Origin of the sequence: Roseovarius sp. MS2 (genome assembly GCF_051447875.1) — a bacterium.
GTDB classification, from domain to species: domain Bacteria; phylum Pseudomonadota; class Alphaproteobacteria; order Rhodobacterales; family Rhodobacteraceae; genus Roseovarius; species Roseovarius mucosus_A.
Genome location: NZ_JBKHVF010000001.1, coordinates 1,739,516 through 1,755,752 on the forward strand (window position 1 = coordinate 1,739,516; position 16,237 = coordinate 1,755,752).

General features: G+C 60.3%; 15 protein-coding genes and 1 pseudogene. 7 read left to right on the top strand and 9 right to left on the bottom strand.

Annotated elements, in window-relative coordinates:
• Positions 1–16 precede the first annotated feature (16 nt).
• Entirely contained in the window at positions 17–1,972 is a 1,956-nt protein-coding gene (parE, locus tag ACLGGT_RS08620; protein WP_151978033.1) for a DNA topoisomerase IV subunit B, read from the top strand.
• On the opposite strand, the gene ACLGGT_RS08625 is transcribed toward parE, so the two are convergent.
• Complete coding sequence (locus ACLGGT_RS08625) at positions 1,973–2,608, bottom strand: hypothetical protein (protein WP_422003249.1); 636 nt, start codon at positions 2,606–2,608, stop codon at positions 1,973–1,975. It abuts the gene before it with no gap.
• 8 nt (positions 2,609–2,616) lie between these two features.
• Positions 2,617–2,871 carry a DUF2188 domain-containing protein gene (locus ACLGGT_RS08630; RefSeq protein ID WP_437197407.1) on the bottom strand — a complete coding sequence of 85 codons (255 nt, stop codon included), beginning with the start codon at positions 2,869–2,871 and terminating at the stop codon, positions 2,617–2,619.
• A gap of 538 nt (positions 2,872–3,409) precedes the next feature.
• Here ACLGGT_RS08630 and ACLGGT_RS08635 point away from each other — a divergent pair.
• Positions 3,410–3,541, top strand: coding sequence for a hypothetical protein (locus tag ACLGGT_RS08635; protein ID WP_008281428.1), 132 nt, complete (start codon positions 3,410–3,412; stop codon positions 3,539–3,541).
• A 46-nt stretch (positions 3,542–3,587) separates the two neighbouring features.
• On the opposite strand, the gene ACLGGT_RS08640 is transcribed toward ACLGGT_RS08635, so the two are convergent.
• Entirely contained in the window at positions 3,588–4,073 is a 486-nt protein-coding gene (locus tag ACLGGT_RS08640; RefSeq protein WP_008281429.1) for a lytic transglycosylase domain-containing protein, read from the bottom strand.
• A gap of 125 nt (positions 4,074–4,198) precedes the next feature.
• On the opposite strand from ACLGGT_RS08640, the gene ACLGGT_RS08645 reads away from it, so the two are divergent.
• Positions 4,199–5,053 carry an SDR family oxidoreductase gene (locus tag ACLGGT_RS08645; RefSeq protein WP_437195720.1) on the top strand — a complete coding sequence of 285 codons (855 nt, stop codon included), beginning with the start codon at positions 4,199–4,201 and terminating at the stop codon, positions 5,051–5,053.
• A gap of 74 nt (positions 5,054–5,127) precedes the next feature.
• Here the strand turns inward: ACLGGT_RS08645 and ACLGGT_RS08650 are convergent, their stop codons facing one another.
• From ACLGGT_RS08650 to ACLGGT_RS08660, 3 genes are read right to left on the bottom strand one after another with little or no spacing between them, the layout of a single operon-like run.
• Positions 5,128–6,201: a 5-(carboxyamino)imidazole ribonucleotide synthase gene (locus tag ACLGGT_RS08650; RefSeq protein WP_437195722.1), complete on the bottom strand. Its 1,074-nt coding sequence runs from the start codon at positions 6,199–6,201 to the stop codon at positions 5,128–5,130.
• A complete protein-coding gene (gene purE, locus ACLGGT_RS08655; RefSeq protein ID WP_008281432.1) occupies positions 6,194–6,682 on the bottom strand; it encodes a 5-(carboxyamino)imidazole ribonucleotide mutase in 489 nt (162 codons plus the stop codon). The genes ACLGGT_RS08650 and purE overlap by 8 nt, the downstream gene beginning before the upstream one ends.
• A gap of 46 nt (positions 6,683–6,728) precedes the next feature.
• Positions 6,729–6,953, bottom strand: coding sequence for a YdcH family protein (locus ACLGGT_RS08660; protein ID WP_008281433.1), 225 nt, complete (start codon positions 6,951–6,953; stop codon positions 6,729–6,731).
• Between the two features lie 159 nt (positions 6,954–7,112).
• Here ACLGGT_RS08660 and ACLGGT_RS08665 point away from each other — a divergent pair, with 159 nt between their 5' ends.
• Both ACLGGT_RS08665 and ACLGGT_RS08670 read left to right on the top strand, forming a co-directional pair.
• Positions 7,113–7,526, top strand: a complete 414-nt coding sequence (locus ACLGGT_RS08665; RefSeq protein WP_037297884.1) for an Hsp20 family protein — start codon at positions 7,113–7,115, stop codon at positions 7,524–7,526.
• 6 nt (positions 7,527–7,532) lie between these two features.
• Entirely contained in the window at positions 7,533–7,760 is a 228-nt protein-coding gene (locus ACLGGT_RS08670) for a DUF1150 family protein (protein ID WP_008281435.1), read from the top strand.
• Between the two features lie 77 nt (positions 7,761–7,837).
• Here the strand turns inward: ACLGGT_RS08670 and ACLGGT_RS08675 are convergent, their stop codons facing one another.
• Positions 7,838–9,544, bottom strand: coding sequence for a bifunctional sulfate adenylyltransferase/adenylylsulfate kinase (locus tag ACLGGT_RS08675; RefSeq protein ID WP_437195724.1), 1,707 nt, complete (start codon positions 9,542–9,544; stop codon positions 7,838–7,840).
• Between the two features lie 289 nt (positions 9,545–9,833).
• Between ACLGGT_RS08675 and ACLGGT_RS08680 the strand changes: the two genes are divergently transcribed.
• A complete protein-coding gene (locus tag ACLGGT_RS08680) occupies positions 9,834–10,880 on the top strand; it encodes a cytochrome-c peroxidase (protein ID WP_037297886.1) in 1,047 nt (348 codons plus the stop codon).
• Between the two features lie 49 nt (positions 10,881–10,929).
• Here the strand turns inward: ACLGGT_RS08680 and dapA are convergent, their stop codons facing one another.
• Complete coding sequence (dapA, locus tag ACLGGT_RS08685; protein WP_037297888.1) at positions 10,930–11,805, bottom strand: 4-hydroxy-tetrahydrodipicolinate synthase; 876 nt, start codon at positions 11,803–11,805, stop codon at positions 10,930–10,932.
• Between the two features lie 149 nt (positions 11,806–11,954).
• On the opposite strand from dapA, the gene ACLGGT_RS08690 reads away from it, so the two are divergent.
• On the top strand, positions 11,955–13,907 hold the full coding sequence (locus ACLGGT_RS08690) for a lytic transglycosylase domain-containing protein (RefSeq protein ID WP_437195727.1): 1,953 nt from the start codon (positions 11,955–11,957) through the stop codon (positions 13,905–13,907).
• Between the two features lie 36 nt (positions 13,908–13,943).
• On the opposite strand, the pseudogene ACLGGT_RS08695 reads toward ACLGGT_RS08690, so the two are convergent.
• Positions 13,944–16,147 (bottom strand): annotated as a pseudogene (locus ACLGGT_RS08695) (NADP-dependent isocitrate dehydrogenase).
• Positions 16,148–16,237 lie beyond the last annotated feature (90 nt).

The following is a 16,237-nucleotide window of genomic DNA, read 5'->3' on the forward strand; positions in this document are numbered from 1 at the left end:
ATAAAAGAGCAGTGGCATGAACGATCTTCTCTCGCCCACCCCGAAATCCGATTATGACGCCTCCTCCATTCAGGTGCTCGAGGATATGGAGCATGTCCGGCTGCGCCCCGGCATGTATATCGGCGGCAAGGACGATCGCGCCCTGCATCACATGGTGGCCGAGATCATCGACAACTCGATGGATGAGGCGGTGGCAGGCCACGCCACATGGATCGAGGTGGAATTACACGCCAACGGCCATGTCAGCGTGCGCGACAACGGGCGCGGCATTCCGGTTGATCCACACCCCAAAGACCCCAAGAAATCGGCGCTCGAGATCATCTTTTGCACGCTGAACGCGGGCGGAAAATTTTCAGGTGATAGCTATCAGACGTCCGGTGGCCTGCACGGCGTTGGCTCGTCGGTGGTCAATGCGCTGTCGGATCATCTGCGGGTCGAGGTTGCGCGCAACCGCGAGCTTTACATGATGGAGTTCTCGCGCGGCACTCCACAAGCGCCCCTGGCCAAGATTGGTGCTGCCCCCAACCGACGCGGCACTTCGGTGACATTCCATCCCGATCCAGAGATATTCGGCTCTCTGACGCTCAAACCGGCGCGGCTCTTCAAGATGGCGCGCTCCAAGGCCTATCTCTTTTCCGGTGTCGAAATCCGCTGGAAAACCGAGATCAGCGATGGCGACACCCCGCAAGAGGCCACGTTCAAATTCCCCGGTGGCCTTGCCGATTATCTGGGTGAGGCCTTGGGCGGTGCCACCACCTATGCCGAGCGTCCCTTTGCCGGCACCGTCGATTTCCGCGACAAATACAACGTTCCGGGCAAGGTGGAATGGGCGATCAACTGGACGCCTGCGCGCGACGGGTTTATTCAATCCTACTGCAACACCGTGCCCACGCCCGAGGGTGGCACGCATGAGGCCGGGTTCTGGGCGGCGATCCTCAAGGGGATCAAGGCCTATGGCGAGTTGTCCAACAACCGCAAGGCCGCGCAGATCACGCGCGAAGACCTGCTCGCGGGTGGTTGTGCGCTCGTGTCCTGCTTTATCCGAGAGCCGGAATTCGTGGGCCAGACCAAGGACCGTCTTGCCACCACCGACGCCGCGCGCATGGTCGAGGGGGCGGTGCGCGACCATTTCGACAACTGGCTGGCTGCCGATACCAAATCGGCGGGCGCTATTCTCGATTTTCTGGTGCTGCGCGCCGAGGAACGGCTGCGGCGGCGTCAGGAAAAGGAAACCCAACGCAAGACCGCAACCAAAAAGCTGCGCCTGCCCGGAAAGCTGGTGGATTGCTCTTCCAGCACCCGCGACGGCACGGAGCTGTTCATCGTCGAGGGCGATAGCGCGGGGGGCTCGGCTAAGATGGCGCGGGATCGCAAGACCCAAGCTCTCTTGCCGCTGCGTGGCAAAATCCTGAACGTGCTGGGCGCGGCCTCGTCCAAACTGGGCAGCAATCAAGAGATCAGCGACCTGACGCAGGCCTTGGGCGTGAGCCTTGGCAGCAAGTTCAATCTTGATGATCTGCGCTATGACAAGATCATCATCATGACCGACGCTGATGTCGATGGCGCGCATATCGCGGCGCTGTTGATGACGTTCTTTTTCACGCAAATGCGCCCGATGATCGACGCGGGGCATCTCTATCTGGCCTGCCCGCCGCTCTACCGGCTGACCCAAGGGTCAAAACGGGTCTATTGCCTTGATGAAGCCGAGCGCGATCTGTGGCTGGAAAAGGGGCTGGGCGGCAAGGGCAAGATCGACGTCAGCCGCTTCAAGGGTCTGGGCGAGATGGACGCCAAGGATCTCAAAGAGACGACGATGGACCCCGGCTCGCGCAAACTCATCCGCGTGACCATCGACGAGGATGAACCGGGCCAGACCAGCGATCTGGTCGAACGCCTGATGGGGAAAAAGCCGGAACTGCGGTTCCAGTATATTTCCGAGAATGCGCGGTTCGTGGAGGAGTTGGATGTTTGATTACGGCCGAAACTCTGTTGGCCGTCCCTGAGCCATCCATGAGTGCATTTCGTCTAATCTTTCCTGAGTTGGAAGATCAAGCGCTTCCTTCTCTGTGTGACCCTCATGGATTTTTTTCTCTGTCATCCAACCTTGAAATATCGCGTATTCATCTTCCAAAGCCGTTGGCCCTGGTAGTTTGCAGTTGGCTTCTACTCTGAGAAAATCTCGAAGCTTTTTGATGATTAGCTGATAGTCTTCACGGTGAAACGCGACATCAACGCCGTTAAGGTCTGAGAGGCAACGCTTCAGTTCGTACGGTTCCTTTTCAAATATCAGGAACTTCTTGTCACTCGTGTCCAGATCAGGAGCCCGCCTTCTCCCCATGTCGAGACCCAGTTCAAATGGCATATTCATGCGGAAGTTTTCGTTCGCTGATTTGGACACAGCACGGCTCAAATCGTGGATCGAAAAGCGACATAGTCCAATTAGCTCAAGTATTTTCTCTAATCTGCTTTGCCCGGCTTCGAGACTCTCCGATGCAAGTCTAGGGATTAGACCTGAACGCACGATGCAAAACAGCATCGCCTCAAGAAGTGGCCCGAACTCTTCATCGAAGGGGCAGTTAATAAAAACTGACTTTTGATAGTCACTCAAAGTAGCAATCAGCCCTTAGGCGGATACGGATCTTTTCCGTAAGAATTGCGTTCGCGTATGCGCCCATTACGACCGTGAACGTAAAGCTCAACCCCAGATCGCTTTGCCTGCTCGCGCGCTATCTCTCTCGCTTCGTCCTGCGTGTTTACGATTTTAGATGCCTTTGCCGCACCTGAGGACCTTACAGCCCACTTACCACCACGCGGGACGACGTGTACACTCTTTTGGGACATCTTTTGCTCCGCTGCGTTTGCGCTAATCATACGTGTCCAACGCAAGCTTTTCAATTCACAACCGCTGGGTGTTCTTACAAATCCAGTTGAATGTTCGCCCGCGGAACAAACCGCAGCGTGATGCGCCGCCACGCGATCGCCGGGCCGCCCGTCGCACCGGAGGTGCGCCGATTTAAGGGGCACGCCATTGGCGTGACGGCCTGGCGATTTTGATGCGTGGCACTCCGTCTTTGGGTCGCACGGATTTTGCAGGGATAAAGTGGCAGCCACAACCGTTGCCTCGCCAGACCGCGGCCCGTCGACCGCGCGGCTGTCTCTCCCGAGGACAAGGCGCGACAGGCCGCTTGAGATCCCCGCCTTCGCGGGTATGACGGGAGAAGGGCAGCGGCTCAGCACCCCCCTTGTCGCCGCCCCTCTGCCCGCTTATCTTGCACTTTGCAGCACCGGCCCCGCGCCGTGCCTGCTGCGCCCGAGGGCTCATCGCGCTGACCCTGTCAGGCCCCCTGATCCCCTGAGCACGACCCGGCCCGGCACCCCGCCTGACCGGGATCAGTCAGGAGACGATCCCATGTCCAAAGGAAAAAGCCAGAGCAACCGTGAGGCCAAGAAACCCAAGAAGGAAAAGCCCAAGGTTCTTGCCACCGCGAATTCCAACAGTGGCAAGAACGCCACCGTGATCGCAGGCAAAGCGGTCAAGTAAACGCTGGGTCGACAGCCGCGCAATCGGCGCGGATGTGACCTGCCCCTCAGGCCGAGCGCAGACCGGTTTCCACCAGAAGCCCTTTGCGCTTGGCCTCGTAATAATAGCCCCGCGCATACCACATGATCGCCGCATCAGGATTGCCATCCGCCACGATATAGGCCCCGCGCAGGTATTTGACCCCGTATTTGAGATTGGTCTCGGCATCGAGCAACTCGGAGGCAGGCCCCCGATGCCCCATGCCGCGCGCCGTCTGGGGCAGGATTTGCAGCAGGCCATAATAGGGCCCGTTGCGCGCACCGGGGCGATGCGTGCTCTCTCGGATCGCCAGACGATGCACAAGGCTGCGCGGTACCTCGTAATGATCGGCATATTTGTTGATCAGACTACGCAACTCGGGCGTTTCATTGGGATAGAGGGGCGGATCAAAAGGGGCGTTGCGGCTGGACACTTCCGGCTCTGGCCGCGCACAGGCGGCCAGCGGGGCAACCGCGATGAAACCCAGAACAAGACGGCGACTGATCAAAGACATGGCGGCTCCTGAAAAACACTGGGTGCAAGATGCCTGTATCCGTCTTTTCGCGCCAGAGGGCTTGTATGGGGCAGGCGAAACCCCGCCGCCTTGCCAATCCCTGCCGCCCGCGCCATGTAAGGGCGATGACACAAACGCTTCTTTCCTTTGGCCACGGCTTTTCCGCCCGCGCCCTTACCGCTCGCCTGTTGCCGCAGGGCTGGCAGATCATTGGCACCACCCGCAGCGCTGACAAGGCCGAGGTTTTGCGCCGCGAGGGGGTGACGCCCGCGCTTTGGCCGGAGGATGATTTGCGGCCTGCTTTGGCATCGGCCACGCATCTGTTGATTTCTGCTGCACCCGATGCGGCGGGCGATCCGGTGTTGGCGCGATATCGCGATGCGATTGCCGAGGCCGCGCCCCGGCTGGCCTGGGTTGGCTATCTGTCGACCACCGGAGTTTACGGCGATCATGCAGGCGGTTGGGTAGATGAGGCAACGCCGCTTACCCCCTCGACCAGACGCGGCCAGATGCGGGTTGACGCCGAGGCGGACTGGCAGGCGATCCCCGGTTTGCCGCTTCACATCTTTCGCCTTGCGGGGATTTATGGCCCCGGTCGCGGACCGTTCGAGAAAGTGCGCCAAGGCACGGCGCGGCGGATTGTAAAGCCGGGGCAAGTGTTTAGCCGCATCCATGTAGAGGACATCGCGCAGGTGCTGGAAGCGTCGATCAACCGGCCCAATCCGGGCGCGGTCTATAACCTCTGCGATGATGATCCGGCCCCGCCGCAGGATGTGATCGGCCATGCCGCAGACTTGTTGGGCCTGCCACTGCCCGAAGAGGTGGCCTTTGACGAGGCCGAGATGACACCAATGGCGCGGTCATTCTATGCGGAGTCAAAGCGGGTTTCGAACCGACGGATTAAAGAGGAGTTGGGGATAAAGCTGATTTATCCTGACTACCGATCTGGGTTGCGCGCACTTTTAGCCGCCGGGGATTAAGAAGGGGGCGCTGCCCCCGTCCCGGACGTTGTCCGGGACTCCCCCGAGGTATTTTGGGCCAGATGAAGCCGGGGTCAGCATTTGGATACAATCTTGTTGGCATGGCCCATCTTGCGCCCCGGCTTGACCTCTGCCTTGCCGTAGAGATGTAGTGAGACGCCGGATGCCCGCGCCAAGGCCGGCACGCGGTCCATGTCATCGCCGATCAGGTTTTCCATCACCACATCGGCATAGCGGGTGCCATCGCCCAAAGGCCAGCCAGCCACCGCGCGGATATGTTGCTCGAACTGGTCGATGGCGCAGCCTGCCTGCGTCCAGTGGCCGGAGTTGTGCACACGTGGCGCGATTTCATTGACGATGAGGCCCTTGGGCGTCACGAAAAGCTCGACCCCCATCACCCCTACATATTTGAGACTGTTGAGGATTTTGGCCGCCAAAAGCACCGCATCAGTGCGCTGCGCCGCTGTCAGGCGCGCGGGCACAGTGGTGGTGCGCAGGATGCCGCCCTCATGCACATTCTCGCCGGGATCGTAGCAGGCCACATCGCCTGCCTGATTACGTGCGGCGATGACCGAGACTTCGTGGGAGAATTCGACAAAGCCTTCGTAGATCGCGGGTTGCCCGGCCATGTCAGCCAGCGCTTGTTCGGCATCGGTAGGGGACATGATCCGCGCCTGCCCTTTGCCGTCATACCCAAAGCGACGGGTCTTGAGGATCGCAGGTATGCCGATTTCGGCCATCGCTTCGGCCATGTCCTCGGGATCGTCCACGGCAGCAAAGGGGGCGGTCATCAGCCCCAGATCGCTCAGAAACGATTTTTCCAGAAGGCGGTCTTGACTGACCTTGAGGGCGCGGCGGTCTGGGCGCACTGGGCACGCACGCTCTAGCACATCGAGGGCTGCGGTGGGGATGTTCTCGAATTCATAGGTGATCACATCGACCATTCCGGCAAAGCGGCGCAGCGCGTCTTCATCTGTGTAGTCGGCCTGAATATGCTGATGCGCCACATGGCTGGCTGGGCAATCGCCACCCGGCTCAAAGATCACGGTCTTGAACCCCAACCGCGAGGCGGCAACCGAGAGCATGCGGCCCAATTGCCCGCCGCCGAGGATTCCGATCGTGGCACCCGTGGGAAGCATCTCACTCATCGCTGGGCTCATCCGGGATAGAGGCCGAAAGCGCCGCGCGCCAATCGTCCAGGCGCTGTGCAAGCGCGGCGTCAGAAATGGCAAGGATTGCCGCTGCCATCAGCCCGGCATTAGCCGCCCCCGCAGCCCCAATCGCCATCGTAGCCACCGGGAACCCCTTTGGCATCTGCACAATGGAGTAGAGGCTGTCGACGCCTGACAATGCCCGCGTCTGCACCGGCACGCCGATCACCGGCACGCGCGTCTTGGACGCCATCATCCCCGGCAGATGTGCCGCGCCGCCGGCCCCGGCGATGATCACCTGCAAGCCGCGCGCGACCGCCGATTTGCCGTAGTCCCAAAGCCGATCTGGCGTGCGATGTGCCGAGACGATGCGCGCCTCATAGGCCACGCCCAATTCATCCAGAATCTGCGCCGCTTCGCGCATGGTGGGCCAGTCGGATTGACTGCCCATGATGATGCCGATCTTTACGCCTGCCATGTAACGCCCCTCGTATCGAAGCGCGCACTATACTGATCACGTAGGCCTACGCAATGATGTCCGGGTAAAGCCGATCCTCGATCCTTGCGATCATGTCGCGCAGCCAGAGTTTTTTCTTCTTGAGCCGCTGGATCATCAACTGATCCGCCGTGCCCTTGTCTTGCAGCGCGCGAATGGCCTCATCCAAATCGCGATGCTCGCGACGGAATTCCTCCAACTCGACGCGCAACACATCCTCGGATTTCATCGACAGGTCGCTGAAGGCATTCATGGCATGCGATTCCTCTGGGCTCTTGAGCGTTTAAGATAGCGAATCGGAACCCGTTCGCAAAGCCCTTGCACGCCTGTGGACCAGCCCCCATATTCCTATCCATGGCCGCCGAAACGGGGCCTGAAAGATGGACGGTCGCTTAAGCTCAAGGACGTGTCGATGACAAAGCTTACTCTGGGGTCGCACCCCTATATGCTGGGGTTTGAACAGCTGGAGCGCATGCTGGAACGCAGCGCGAAATCTGGAAACGAGGGCTATCCGCCCTTCAATATCGAACAGACCTCGCAGAATTCCTATCGTATCACGCTGGCTGTGGCTGGCTTTGCCGAGGATAATCTGGCGATCACTGTCGAGGATCGGCAATTGGTGATCCGGGGCCGTCAGAGCGACGAGGCCGAAGACCGGCTCTATCTGCATCGCGGCATCGCGGCGCGCCAATTTCAACGCTCTTTCGTGCTGGCAGACGGGGTCGAGGTGGGTGAGGCGATTATGGAAAACGGTCTTTTGCACGTCGATCTGACACGGGCACAGCCCGAACCGGTGGTGCAGAGAATCAAGATCAACAAGGGGTAAGCGATCATGGATACGCGATATGATTTCGGACAGGATACAGATCGCCCCATCGTCTATGTGCGCGCGGTCAAAGTGGGTGATCTTCCCGCCGATATGCGTGAACAGGTGGGGGATTTGACCACGCTTTACGCGGTGCACACCGCCGAGGGTGAGCGTCTGGCATTGGTGCGAGACCGCAAGTTGGCGTTTTTGCTTGCGCGTCAGAACAATATGGAGCCGGTGACGGTGCATTGATGGCCCGTGCTTAGCCGGTCAGATGGCAAAAGGGCCGCCCCGCGGGGGACGGCCCTTTTTCGTTAAGTTAGCTGCGTTTAGCCGGCGATCAGGCCAAGGCTTTCGAGCTTGAGAATCACTTGATGCGCGCAGTTGTCGACATCGACATTCTCGGTCTCGACGCGCAATTCGGGGTTCTCGGGAACGTCATACGGATCGGAGATCCCCGTAAATTCCTTGATCTTGCCTTCGCGGGCCAGCTTGTAGAGGCCCTTGCGGTCACGGCGTTCGCATTCCTCGAGGCTGGTCGAGACATGCACCTCGATAAAGGCGCCGAACTGCTCGACATCCTCGCGCACCGCGCGGCGTGTCGTGGCATAGGGGGCGATAGGCGCGCAGATGGCGATGCCGCCGTTCTTGGTGATTTCAGAGGCCACATACCCGATGCGGCGAATGTTGAGATCCCGGTGTTCCTTGGAAAGGCCCAGCTCGGAGCTCAGGTTCTTGCGCACGATATCGCCGTCGAGCAGGGTTACGGGACGCCCGCCCATCTCCATCAGCTTGACCATCAGAGCGTTGGCAATGGTGGATTTGCCCGATCCTGAGAAGCCAGTGAAAAACACGGTAAAGCCCTGCTTGGACCGTGGCGGACGTGTGCGGCGCAATTCGCGCACCACTTCGGGGAACGAAAACCACTCGGGGATTTCCAGGCCTTCGGCCAAACGGCGGCGGAGTTCGGTGCCGGAAATATCAAGCACTGTTGCGCCTTCCGGCACTTCGGAAATCGGGTAATACTGGGCCTTCTCCTGCACATAGACCATATGTTTGAAATCGACCATCTCGATGCCGATTTCATCCTGATGCTGCTTGAACAACTCTTGCGCATCATAGGGGCCATAGAAATCCTGACCCTGACTGTTCTTGCCCGGGCCAGCGTGATCGCGACCCACGATGAAATGCGTGCAGCCGTGGTTTTTGCGGATCAGGCCGTGCCAGACCGCCTCGCGCGGGCCTGCCATCCGCATTGCCAGATTGAGCAGGCTCATCGTGGTGGTCGCGCTTGGGTATTTGTCGAGCACCGCCTCATAGCAGCGCACGCGGGTGAAGTGATCCACGTCGCCCGGTTTGGTCATGCCGACGACAGGGTGAATGAGCAGGTTCGCCTGCGCTTCTTTGGCGGCGCGGAATGTCAGTTCCTGATGCGCGCGGTGCAGCGGGTTGCGGGTTTGAAAGGCCACGACGCGGCGCCAGCCAAGTTTGCGGAAGAGGGCGCGCAATTCGTTGGGGGTATCGCGGCGGCCCCGAAAATCATAATGCACCGGCTGTTGAATGCCGGTCACAGGCCCGCCCAGATAGATTTTGCCAGCCGTGTGATGCAGATAGTTCACCGCCGGATGTGCCAGATCATCCGCGCCGAACACATGCTCGGCCTCGCGCGCCTTGTTGGGGGTCCAGCGGTCGGTGACGGTCATGGTTGCCAGGATCACACCCTCTTGGTCGCGCAGAGCGATGTCCTGACCGATTTCCAGACCGTCAGCGAATTTTTCGTTCACATCCAGCGTGATCGGCATCGGCCAGAGTGTGCCGTCGGCCAGACGCATGTGTTCGACAACACCGTCGTAATCGGCCTCGCTCAGAAACCCTTTGAGCGGGTTGAAGCCGCCGTTCATCAAGAGTTCAAGGTCGCAGATCTGGCGCGGGCTGAGATCCCAGCTGGTGAGGCTCGCGGCCTCGACTTTGAGCTTTTGCGCACTCTCGTAAGAGACATAAAGTTCGGGCACGGGGGCGAGATTAGGCAATTGCATCGGAATCCTCGGATAATGACGTTTTAAGAGGTGTTGCAAAGGCAACGTATTGCGGCGCGGCTTAGACCCGTAAGAGGTCTGAAATCAAGGCATAGCCGCATTGCGCGCGCATTTGAGGCTAAAATGATGCGAAAAGACACTGAGAGCGAACAACTGGATTTCTAACGCCTAATCCGGCGAACGTCTCGGGCAATTGCATGGGATATTGAGGCAGATCAATCCGCTCTGGCATTGGCTAGATTAGAATCGTTCCAAGCGCGCGACTCATCGAAGCTAAAGGAGCAATTCCGTGACCCCTCCTCTCAAACTTATCCTCGGCACCCTGTCTGCCTTGGCCTTGGCGCAAGGCGCTGCGGCGTCTGATCTGCGCGAGCGCGCGCAAGAGCTTTTTGCGCCGTTGCCGTCGACCATCCCGGCGTTGAATGACAACGTGATCACAGAGGACAAGATCGACCTTGGCAAGGCGCTCTTTTTTGATCCGCGCATGTCAGCCTCGGGTGTTTTCTCGTGCAACTCCTGCCACAACCTCGCCACGGGCGGCGATGACAATATGGAGACCTCCATTGGGCATGCCTGGCAAAAAGGGCCGCGTAATTCGCCCACCGTTCTGAATGCCGTGTTCAACGAGGCGCAATTCTGGGATGGCCGCGCGGCGGACCTTGCCGAGCAGGCCAAAGGCCCGGTTCAGGCAGGTGTCGAGATGGCCAATACCCCGGAAAACGTCGTCGCAACACTGATGTCGATGCCGCAGTATATTGATTGGTTTACCGCCTCTTTCCCTGAGGAGGAGAACCCTGTCAGTTTCGATAATTTCGCCAAGGCGATTGAAGCCTATGAAGCAACGCTGATCACGCCCTCGCCCTTTGATGCCTTTCTCAATGGGGACGACGCGGCATTGAGTGACGGCCAAAAGGCGGGGCTTCAGTTGTTTATCGACAAGGGCTGTTCGTCTTGCCACAACGGCATCAACCTTGGTGGCAATGGCTATTATCCCTTTGGTCTGATCGAGAAACCCGGTGCCGACGTGCTGCCGCCTGACGACCGTGGCCGCTTTGCCGTGACCGAAACGGCTGATGATTCCTATGTGTTCCGTGCCGCGCCCCTGCGCAATATCGACCAAACCGCGCCCTATTTCCACTCGGGCAAGGTCTGGGATCTCAAGGTCGCGGTTCAGATCATGGGGACGTCTCAATTGGGGGAAGAAATCAACGATGCTGAGGCTGATCAGATCGTGGCCTTCCTCGGGGCGCTGACCGGCAAGATGCCAGAAGTGACCTATCCGGTCCTGCCCGCCGAGACCCTTCTGACCCCGCGTCCCACGGGAGAAGTGCAATAAAAATGGCGGGCGGGGGGCGTTTTGCCCCCCGCCGCGCGCCAAGTATGGGTTAGTTGATCAATCCGGCGTGGCGCATGCCGTCTTCGACCAGCGCCTTGGTCGGATCGCTAAGGCCCACCAAAGGCGAACGCACCTCTTCGCTGCAAAGCCCCAGCCGCGACATGGCGTATTTGACGCCCACCAGCCCCGGTTCGACAAAGATCGCGCGATGCAGCGGCATCAGACGGTCCTGCAATTCCAGCGCTTTGGCATAGTCGCCCGCCAGCGTCGCCTCTTGGACCTGCGCCACTAGCTTGGGCGCGACATTGGCGGTGACGGAAATCACGCCAACCCCGCCCTGCGCGTTGAACCCATGGGCGGTCGCATCTTCGCCTGAAATCTGGATGAAATCCTTGCCACAGGATATGCGCTGGGCGCAGACCCGCGCCAGATCGCCTGTTGCGTCCTTGACCCCCACAATGCGTGGCAATTGCGCCAGTTTGCCCATGGTGTCAGGGGTCATGTCCACGACGGACCGACCCGGAATATTGTAGATGATGATTGGCAGATCGCAACAATCATGCAGCGCTGTGAAATGCGCAATCAACCCGGCTTGCGTTGGCTTGTTGTAATAGGGGGTCACGACCAGCGCGGCATTCGCCCCGACCTTGTGGGCGTGCTGCATCAACCGGATGCCTTCAAGCGTGTTGTTGCTGCCAGCGCCCGCAATAACCGGAATACGGCCCGCTGCGGCGCGCACCACCTCTTCGACGACCATCTCATGTTCCTGATGGGTCAATGTCGGGCTTTCGCCGGTGGTGCCTACGGGCACAAGCCCATGGCTACCCTCACCGATGTGCCACTCCACCAGTTTCTTGAGCGTTTCCACATCCACTGCGCCGTTCTTGAACGGCGTGACCAGGGCAGGAAAAGATCCTCTGAACATGACACGCTCCTCTTGCTGACTTTGTGGGCAGGACCCGCTAGTATTCCGGGCCATCGGCGGCAGACCGCACATCTGCACCGGCATCGTGCATGGACGCGGGCGCGCGGGCCGCTTAGGCTGGCGTTGTCTATCCTTCGCAAAAGCGGAAAATGCAAGAGATGTTGCGCGCGCTGATCATGGTTTTGGGGCTGAGCCTGTTGGTTTCGCCGGGGTATGCGTCTGATCTGCCACGGCAGGCACCACGCCCGCTGGCAACTGCGCTTGATGCCATGCAGGCCGGACGCTGGGAAGTGGCTGCTCGTCTGGCGCGGCGCGATGGAATCGCCGCTGCGGATCTGATCGAATGGCACCGTCTGCGTGCGGGTTTGGGCGAACCGGATGCGATCCTCGATTTTCTTGGCCGCAACGCCCATTGGCCCGGTCTAGACTACCTGCGTCAGCAGAGCGAAGAGCCGATGACCCATGCCGATTTCGACGATGTGTTGGCATTTTATAAGGGCTACACGCCCCAGACGGGCACTGGCGCGCTTAATCTTGCGCGCGCTTTACAGGCACGGGGGCGGCAAGGCGAGGCTGAGATCGGCCTTGTGTTGGCGTGGCGCACGCTGGACCTGACGGGTGCCGAACATCAGGATTTCCTGCGCGAGTTTGGCGCGCTCTTGGCCCCGCATCACGAGGCCCGGTTGGAAATGGCGCTTTGGCGGGGCTTGGCGGATGTCGCGGATATGCTGCCCCTGGTCCCGGAAGAAGCGCGCCGTCTGGCGAAGTTGCGCGAGACTGTGAAACGCGACGGCGGCAAGGGGCTGACCGAGGCTGAGGCGCGCAATCCCGGCATCGCGTTCGAACTGTTCACCCGCCACCTGAGCAACGCGCCCGAGGATGCTATTGCTGTTCTCTTGCGCCAGAGCCGGATCAAGGCGGGGCTAGGAGAGCCGGAGCGCTGGGCCAGCTGGCGGCGCACCTTGGCGCGGCAGAGTATGCGCGCGGGCGAGGCGCAATTGGCCTATGATATCGCGTCTGTGCATCAGCTGGTCGAGGGGGCAAATTTTGCGGATCTCGAATGGCTTTCGGGGTATCTCGCGCTGACGTATCTCGACGCGCCTGAACTTGCGCTTGATCATTTCCAGCGCTTTCGTGCCGCTGTCGCCACGCCGATTTCGCTGGGGCGGGCGGGCTATTGGATTGGTCGCACCCAAGAGGCGCTGGGAGATCCCGAGGCGGCGCAACTGGCCTATGCCGAGGGGGCCGAATATCAGACCAGTTTTTACGGGCTATTGGCCGCTGAGGCGGGGAAGGTGGCATTTGATCTACGTCTGGCCGGGACCGAGGGCACACCCGACTGGCGCGGTGCTGCGTTCGCGCAAACCGACCTGCATGAGATTGGAACGCTGGCCCTGCGCATGAACGATCTGAGCCTTGCGCGGCGGTTCTTCCTGCATCTGGCCGAAGCACAGGATCGCACCGGCCTTAGGCAAATGGGCCATATGCTCGAAGATCTCAAGCAGCCCCATCTTCAGGTGATGTTGGGTAAGACGGCGGCAGAGCGTGGGGTGATCGTGGAACGCCCCTATTATGCCCTGCATCCAATGGTGGACATGGACCTGCCAACGCCGATGGAACTGGCCCTTGCGATTGCCCGGCGAGAGAGCGAATTCAACCACGTTGTGGTCAGCGGCGCAGGCGCGCAGGGGCTGATGCAGCTTATGCCCGGCACGGCGCGGGATATGGCGCGTGATCTGGGCCTGCTCTATGTGCCCTCAGATGTGCTGAATGACTGGGTTTATAGCGCGCGGCTTGGATCGGCCTATCTTGCCGGGTTGGGTGCCCGGTTTGGTGGCAATATCGTGCTGGTCTCGGTCGGCTATAACGCTGGTCCGGGACGCGCGGCGCAATGGATCGAACAGTATGGCGATCCGCGGGGCCGCGATGCTCATGGGATCGTTGACTGGATCGAGCATATCCCATTCCGCGAAACCCAGAATTACGTGATGCGCGTGGCCGAAAGCCTGCCCGCTTACCGCGCCCGTCTGGGCAAAGACCCGCTGCCGCGCCCCTTCTCCGAGGAGCTGGCGGGGAATAGCGTGGCCCCGGTTGGAGAGTGAACCGCGCGACCCTATTGGCCGCGCGGTCAGTGCCTGTTAGCCGATAATCGCGTTCAACGTCGCACTTGGGCGCATCACCGCTGCCAGCTTGGCCGGATCAGCGTGGTAATAGCCGCCAATATCGGCGGGTTTGCCCTGGGCTGCGGCCAATTCCCCAACGATTTTGGCTTCATTCTCGGCCAAGGCCTGTGCGACTGGCGCGAATTCTGCAGCGAGGGCTGCATCCTCGGTCTGGGTCGCCAAGGCCTCGGCCCAATAGCGGGCAAACCAGTAGTGGCTGTCGCGGTTGTCGGGCTCTCCCACCTTGCGGCTTGGTGAGCGGTCATGATCCAGAATGCCCTGCGTGGCGGTTTCGACAGCCTCGCCCAAGACACGGGCGCGGTCATTGCCGTTGGTTTCGGCCAGAAACTTTAGGCTCTCGCCCAGCGCGCAGAACTCGCCCAAGGAATCCCACCGCAGGTGATTTTCCGACTGCAATTGCTGCACATGCTTGGGCGCAGAGCCGCCGGCCCCGGTTTCGAACATGCCACCGCCCTGCATCAGTTTGACGATGGACAGCATCTTGGCGCTGGTCGCCAATTCAAGGATCGGAAACAGGTCTGTCAGGTAGTCGCGCAGCACGTTGCCGGTGATGGCGATGCTGTTCTCGCCCTTTGTGATGGTTTCCAAAGAGGCGCGGGTTGCCTCACGCGGGGCCATGATCTCGAACTTGTCCTCGACGCCGCGTGCCTTGAGGATCGGTTTTACCATCGCGATCAGCTCTGCGTCATGGGCGCGCGCCGCATCCAGCCAAAAGATCGACCGATAGCCGGTGGCCTTTTGCCGCTCGATGGCCAGATTGACCCAATCCTCGATCGGGGCTTTGCGTGCCGAGGCCGAGCGCCAGATGTCGCCCGCTTCCACGCTATGCTGATGCAGCACGGTGCCATCTTCGAGCATCATCTTGACGGTGCCAGTCTGAGGGATTTCAAAGGTGGTGGGATGGCTGCCGTATTCCTCGGCCTTTTGCGCCATCAGGCCAATGTTCTGCACTGTGCCTGCGGTTGCCGGGTTCAGTTTGCCATGCTCTTTGAAGAAGTTGATGGTCTCGTCATAGACCGGCGCATAGGCGTTGTCTGGGATGACGCAGACGGCATCATGTTCTGCATTGTCCGGGCCCCAGCCCTTGCCGCCGGCGCGGATCAGCGCGGGCATGGAGGCGTCAATGATCACGTCGGACGGCACGTGCAGATTGGTGATCCCCTTGCCGGAATCCACCATGTAAAGCGGCGGGCGCGCGGCCATGCAGGCCTCAATCGCGGCCATGATTTCGGCCTCATCCTTTACCTTGGACAATAGGTCGCCCAGCCCGGAATTCGGATTCACGCCAAGGGCGGCCATTGCATCGCCAAACTGCTCGAACACCGGAGCAAGGAAGGCTTTGACCGCGTGACCGAAAATGATCGGGTCCGAGACCTTCATCATCGTGGCCTTGAGGTGGATGGAAAAGAGCACGCCTTCGGCCTTGGTGCGCGCGATTTCCTCGGCAAGAAAGGCGTCAAGTGCAGCGGCGCTCATGTAGGTGGCATCGACCACGGTGCCCGCCGGATAGCTCAGCCCATCCTTGAGCACGGTTTCGCCAGCGGCGGTTTCCAGAACAATCTTGGCCTTTGCGGCCTGTGGCAGGGTGGCGGATTTCTCGTTCGAGAAGAAATCCCCCCCGACATAGCGGCCACGCGCGTCTTGCTGTCGGCGGACCAATCGCCCATGCGGTGCGGATTGGCTTGGGCGTATTTCTTGACGGCGCTCGCGGCGCGGCGATCAGAATTGCCCTCGCGCAGAACCGGGTTCACGGCAGAACCCTTGAGCGCATCGTAGCGCGCGCGCGCGGTTTTCTCGTTTTCGGTCTGCGGGTCCTCGACGTAATCGGGGATGGCATAGCCTTGTCCTTGCAATTCGCGGATTGCTGCAAGGAGTTGCGGCACAGAGGCCGAGATGTTCGGCAGTTTGATGACATTAGCGGTGGGGGTTTTCACCAGTTCGCCCAGTTCCGCGAGATCGTCGGCGATACGCTGTTCTTCGGTCAGATGCTCGGGGAAAGAGGCAAGGATGCGGCCTGCCAGCGAAATATCCTTGGTGCCGACGGTCACATCGGCCGCCGCCGCAAAGCGTTGGATGATCGGCAAGAGCGAGGCGCTCGCCAGTTCGGGGGCCTCATCGACCTTGGTGTAGATGATATCGGGGGTATTGGACGTGGCCATCGGGGATCCTTTCCGATCAGGGGATGCGCGCGGCGGCCCTGCGGCGCAGGCGCGCGACTCGTTGGATTGAGCTTGTCTTAGCGGATTATT

Excerpts from the sequence above, each read along its gene's own strand:
- ACLGGT_RS08660 (WP_008281433.1), bottom strand. The coding sequence starts at position 6,953 with ATGAATGCCTTCAGCGACCTGTCGATGAAATCCGAGGATGTGTTGCGC.
- ACLGGT_RS08640 (WP_008281429.1), bottom strand. The coding sequence starts at position 4,073 with ATGTCTTTGATCAGTCGCCGTCTTGTTCTGGGTTTCATCGCGGTTGCC.
- ACLGGT_RS08630 (WP_437197407.1), bottom strand. The coding sequence starts at position 2,871 with ATGATTAGCGCAAACGCAGCGGAGCAAAAGATGTCCCAAAAGAGTGTA.
- dapA (WP_037297888.1), bottom strand. The coding sequence starts at position 11,805 with ATGTTCAGAGGATCTTTTCCTGCCCTGGTCACGCCGTTCAAGAACGGC.
- parE (WP_151978033.1), top strand. The coding sequence starts at position 17 with ATGAACGATCTTCTCTCGCCCACCCCGAAATCCGATTATGACGCCTCC.
- purE (WP_008281432.1), bottom strand. The coding sequence starts at position 6,682 with ATGGCAGGCGTAAAGATCGGCATCATCATGGGCAGTCAATCCGACTGG.
- ACLGGT_RS08650 (WP_437195722.1), bottom strand. The coding sequence starts at position 6,201 with ATGAGTGAGATGCTTCCCACGGGTGCCACGATCGGAATCCTCGGCGGC.
- ACLGGT_RS08635 (WP_008281428.1), top strand. The coding sequence starts at position 3,410 with ATGTCCAAAGGAAAAAGCCAGAGCAACCGTGAGGCCAAGAAACCCAAG.
- ACLGGT_RS08690 (WP_437195727.1), top strand. The coding sequence starts at position 11,955 with ATGCAAGAGATGTTGCGCGCGCTGATCATGGTTTTGGGGCTGAGCCTG.
- ACLGGT_RS08645 (WP_437195720.1), top strand. The coding sequence starts at position 4,199 with ATGACACAAACGCTTCTTTCCTTTGGCCACGGCTTTTCCGCCCGCGCC.
- ACLGGT_RS08675 (WP_437195724.1), bottom strand. The coding sequence starts at position 9,544 with ATGCAATTGCCTAATCTCGCCCCCGTGCCCGAACTTTATGTCTCTTAC.
- ACLGGT_RS08670 (WP_008281435.1), top strand. The coding sequence starts at position 7,533 with ATGGATACGCGATATGATTTCGGACAGGATACAGATCGCCCCATCGTC.
- ACLGGT_RS08665 (WP_037297884.1), top strand. The coding sequence starts at position 7,113 with ATGACAAAGCTTACTCTGGGGTCGCACCCCTATATGCTGGGGTTTGAA.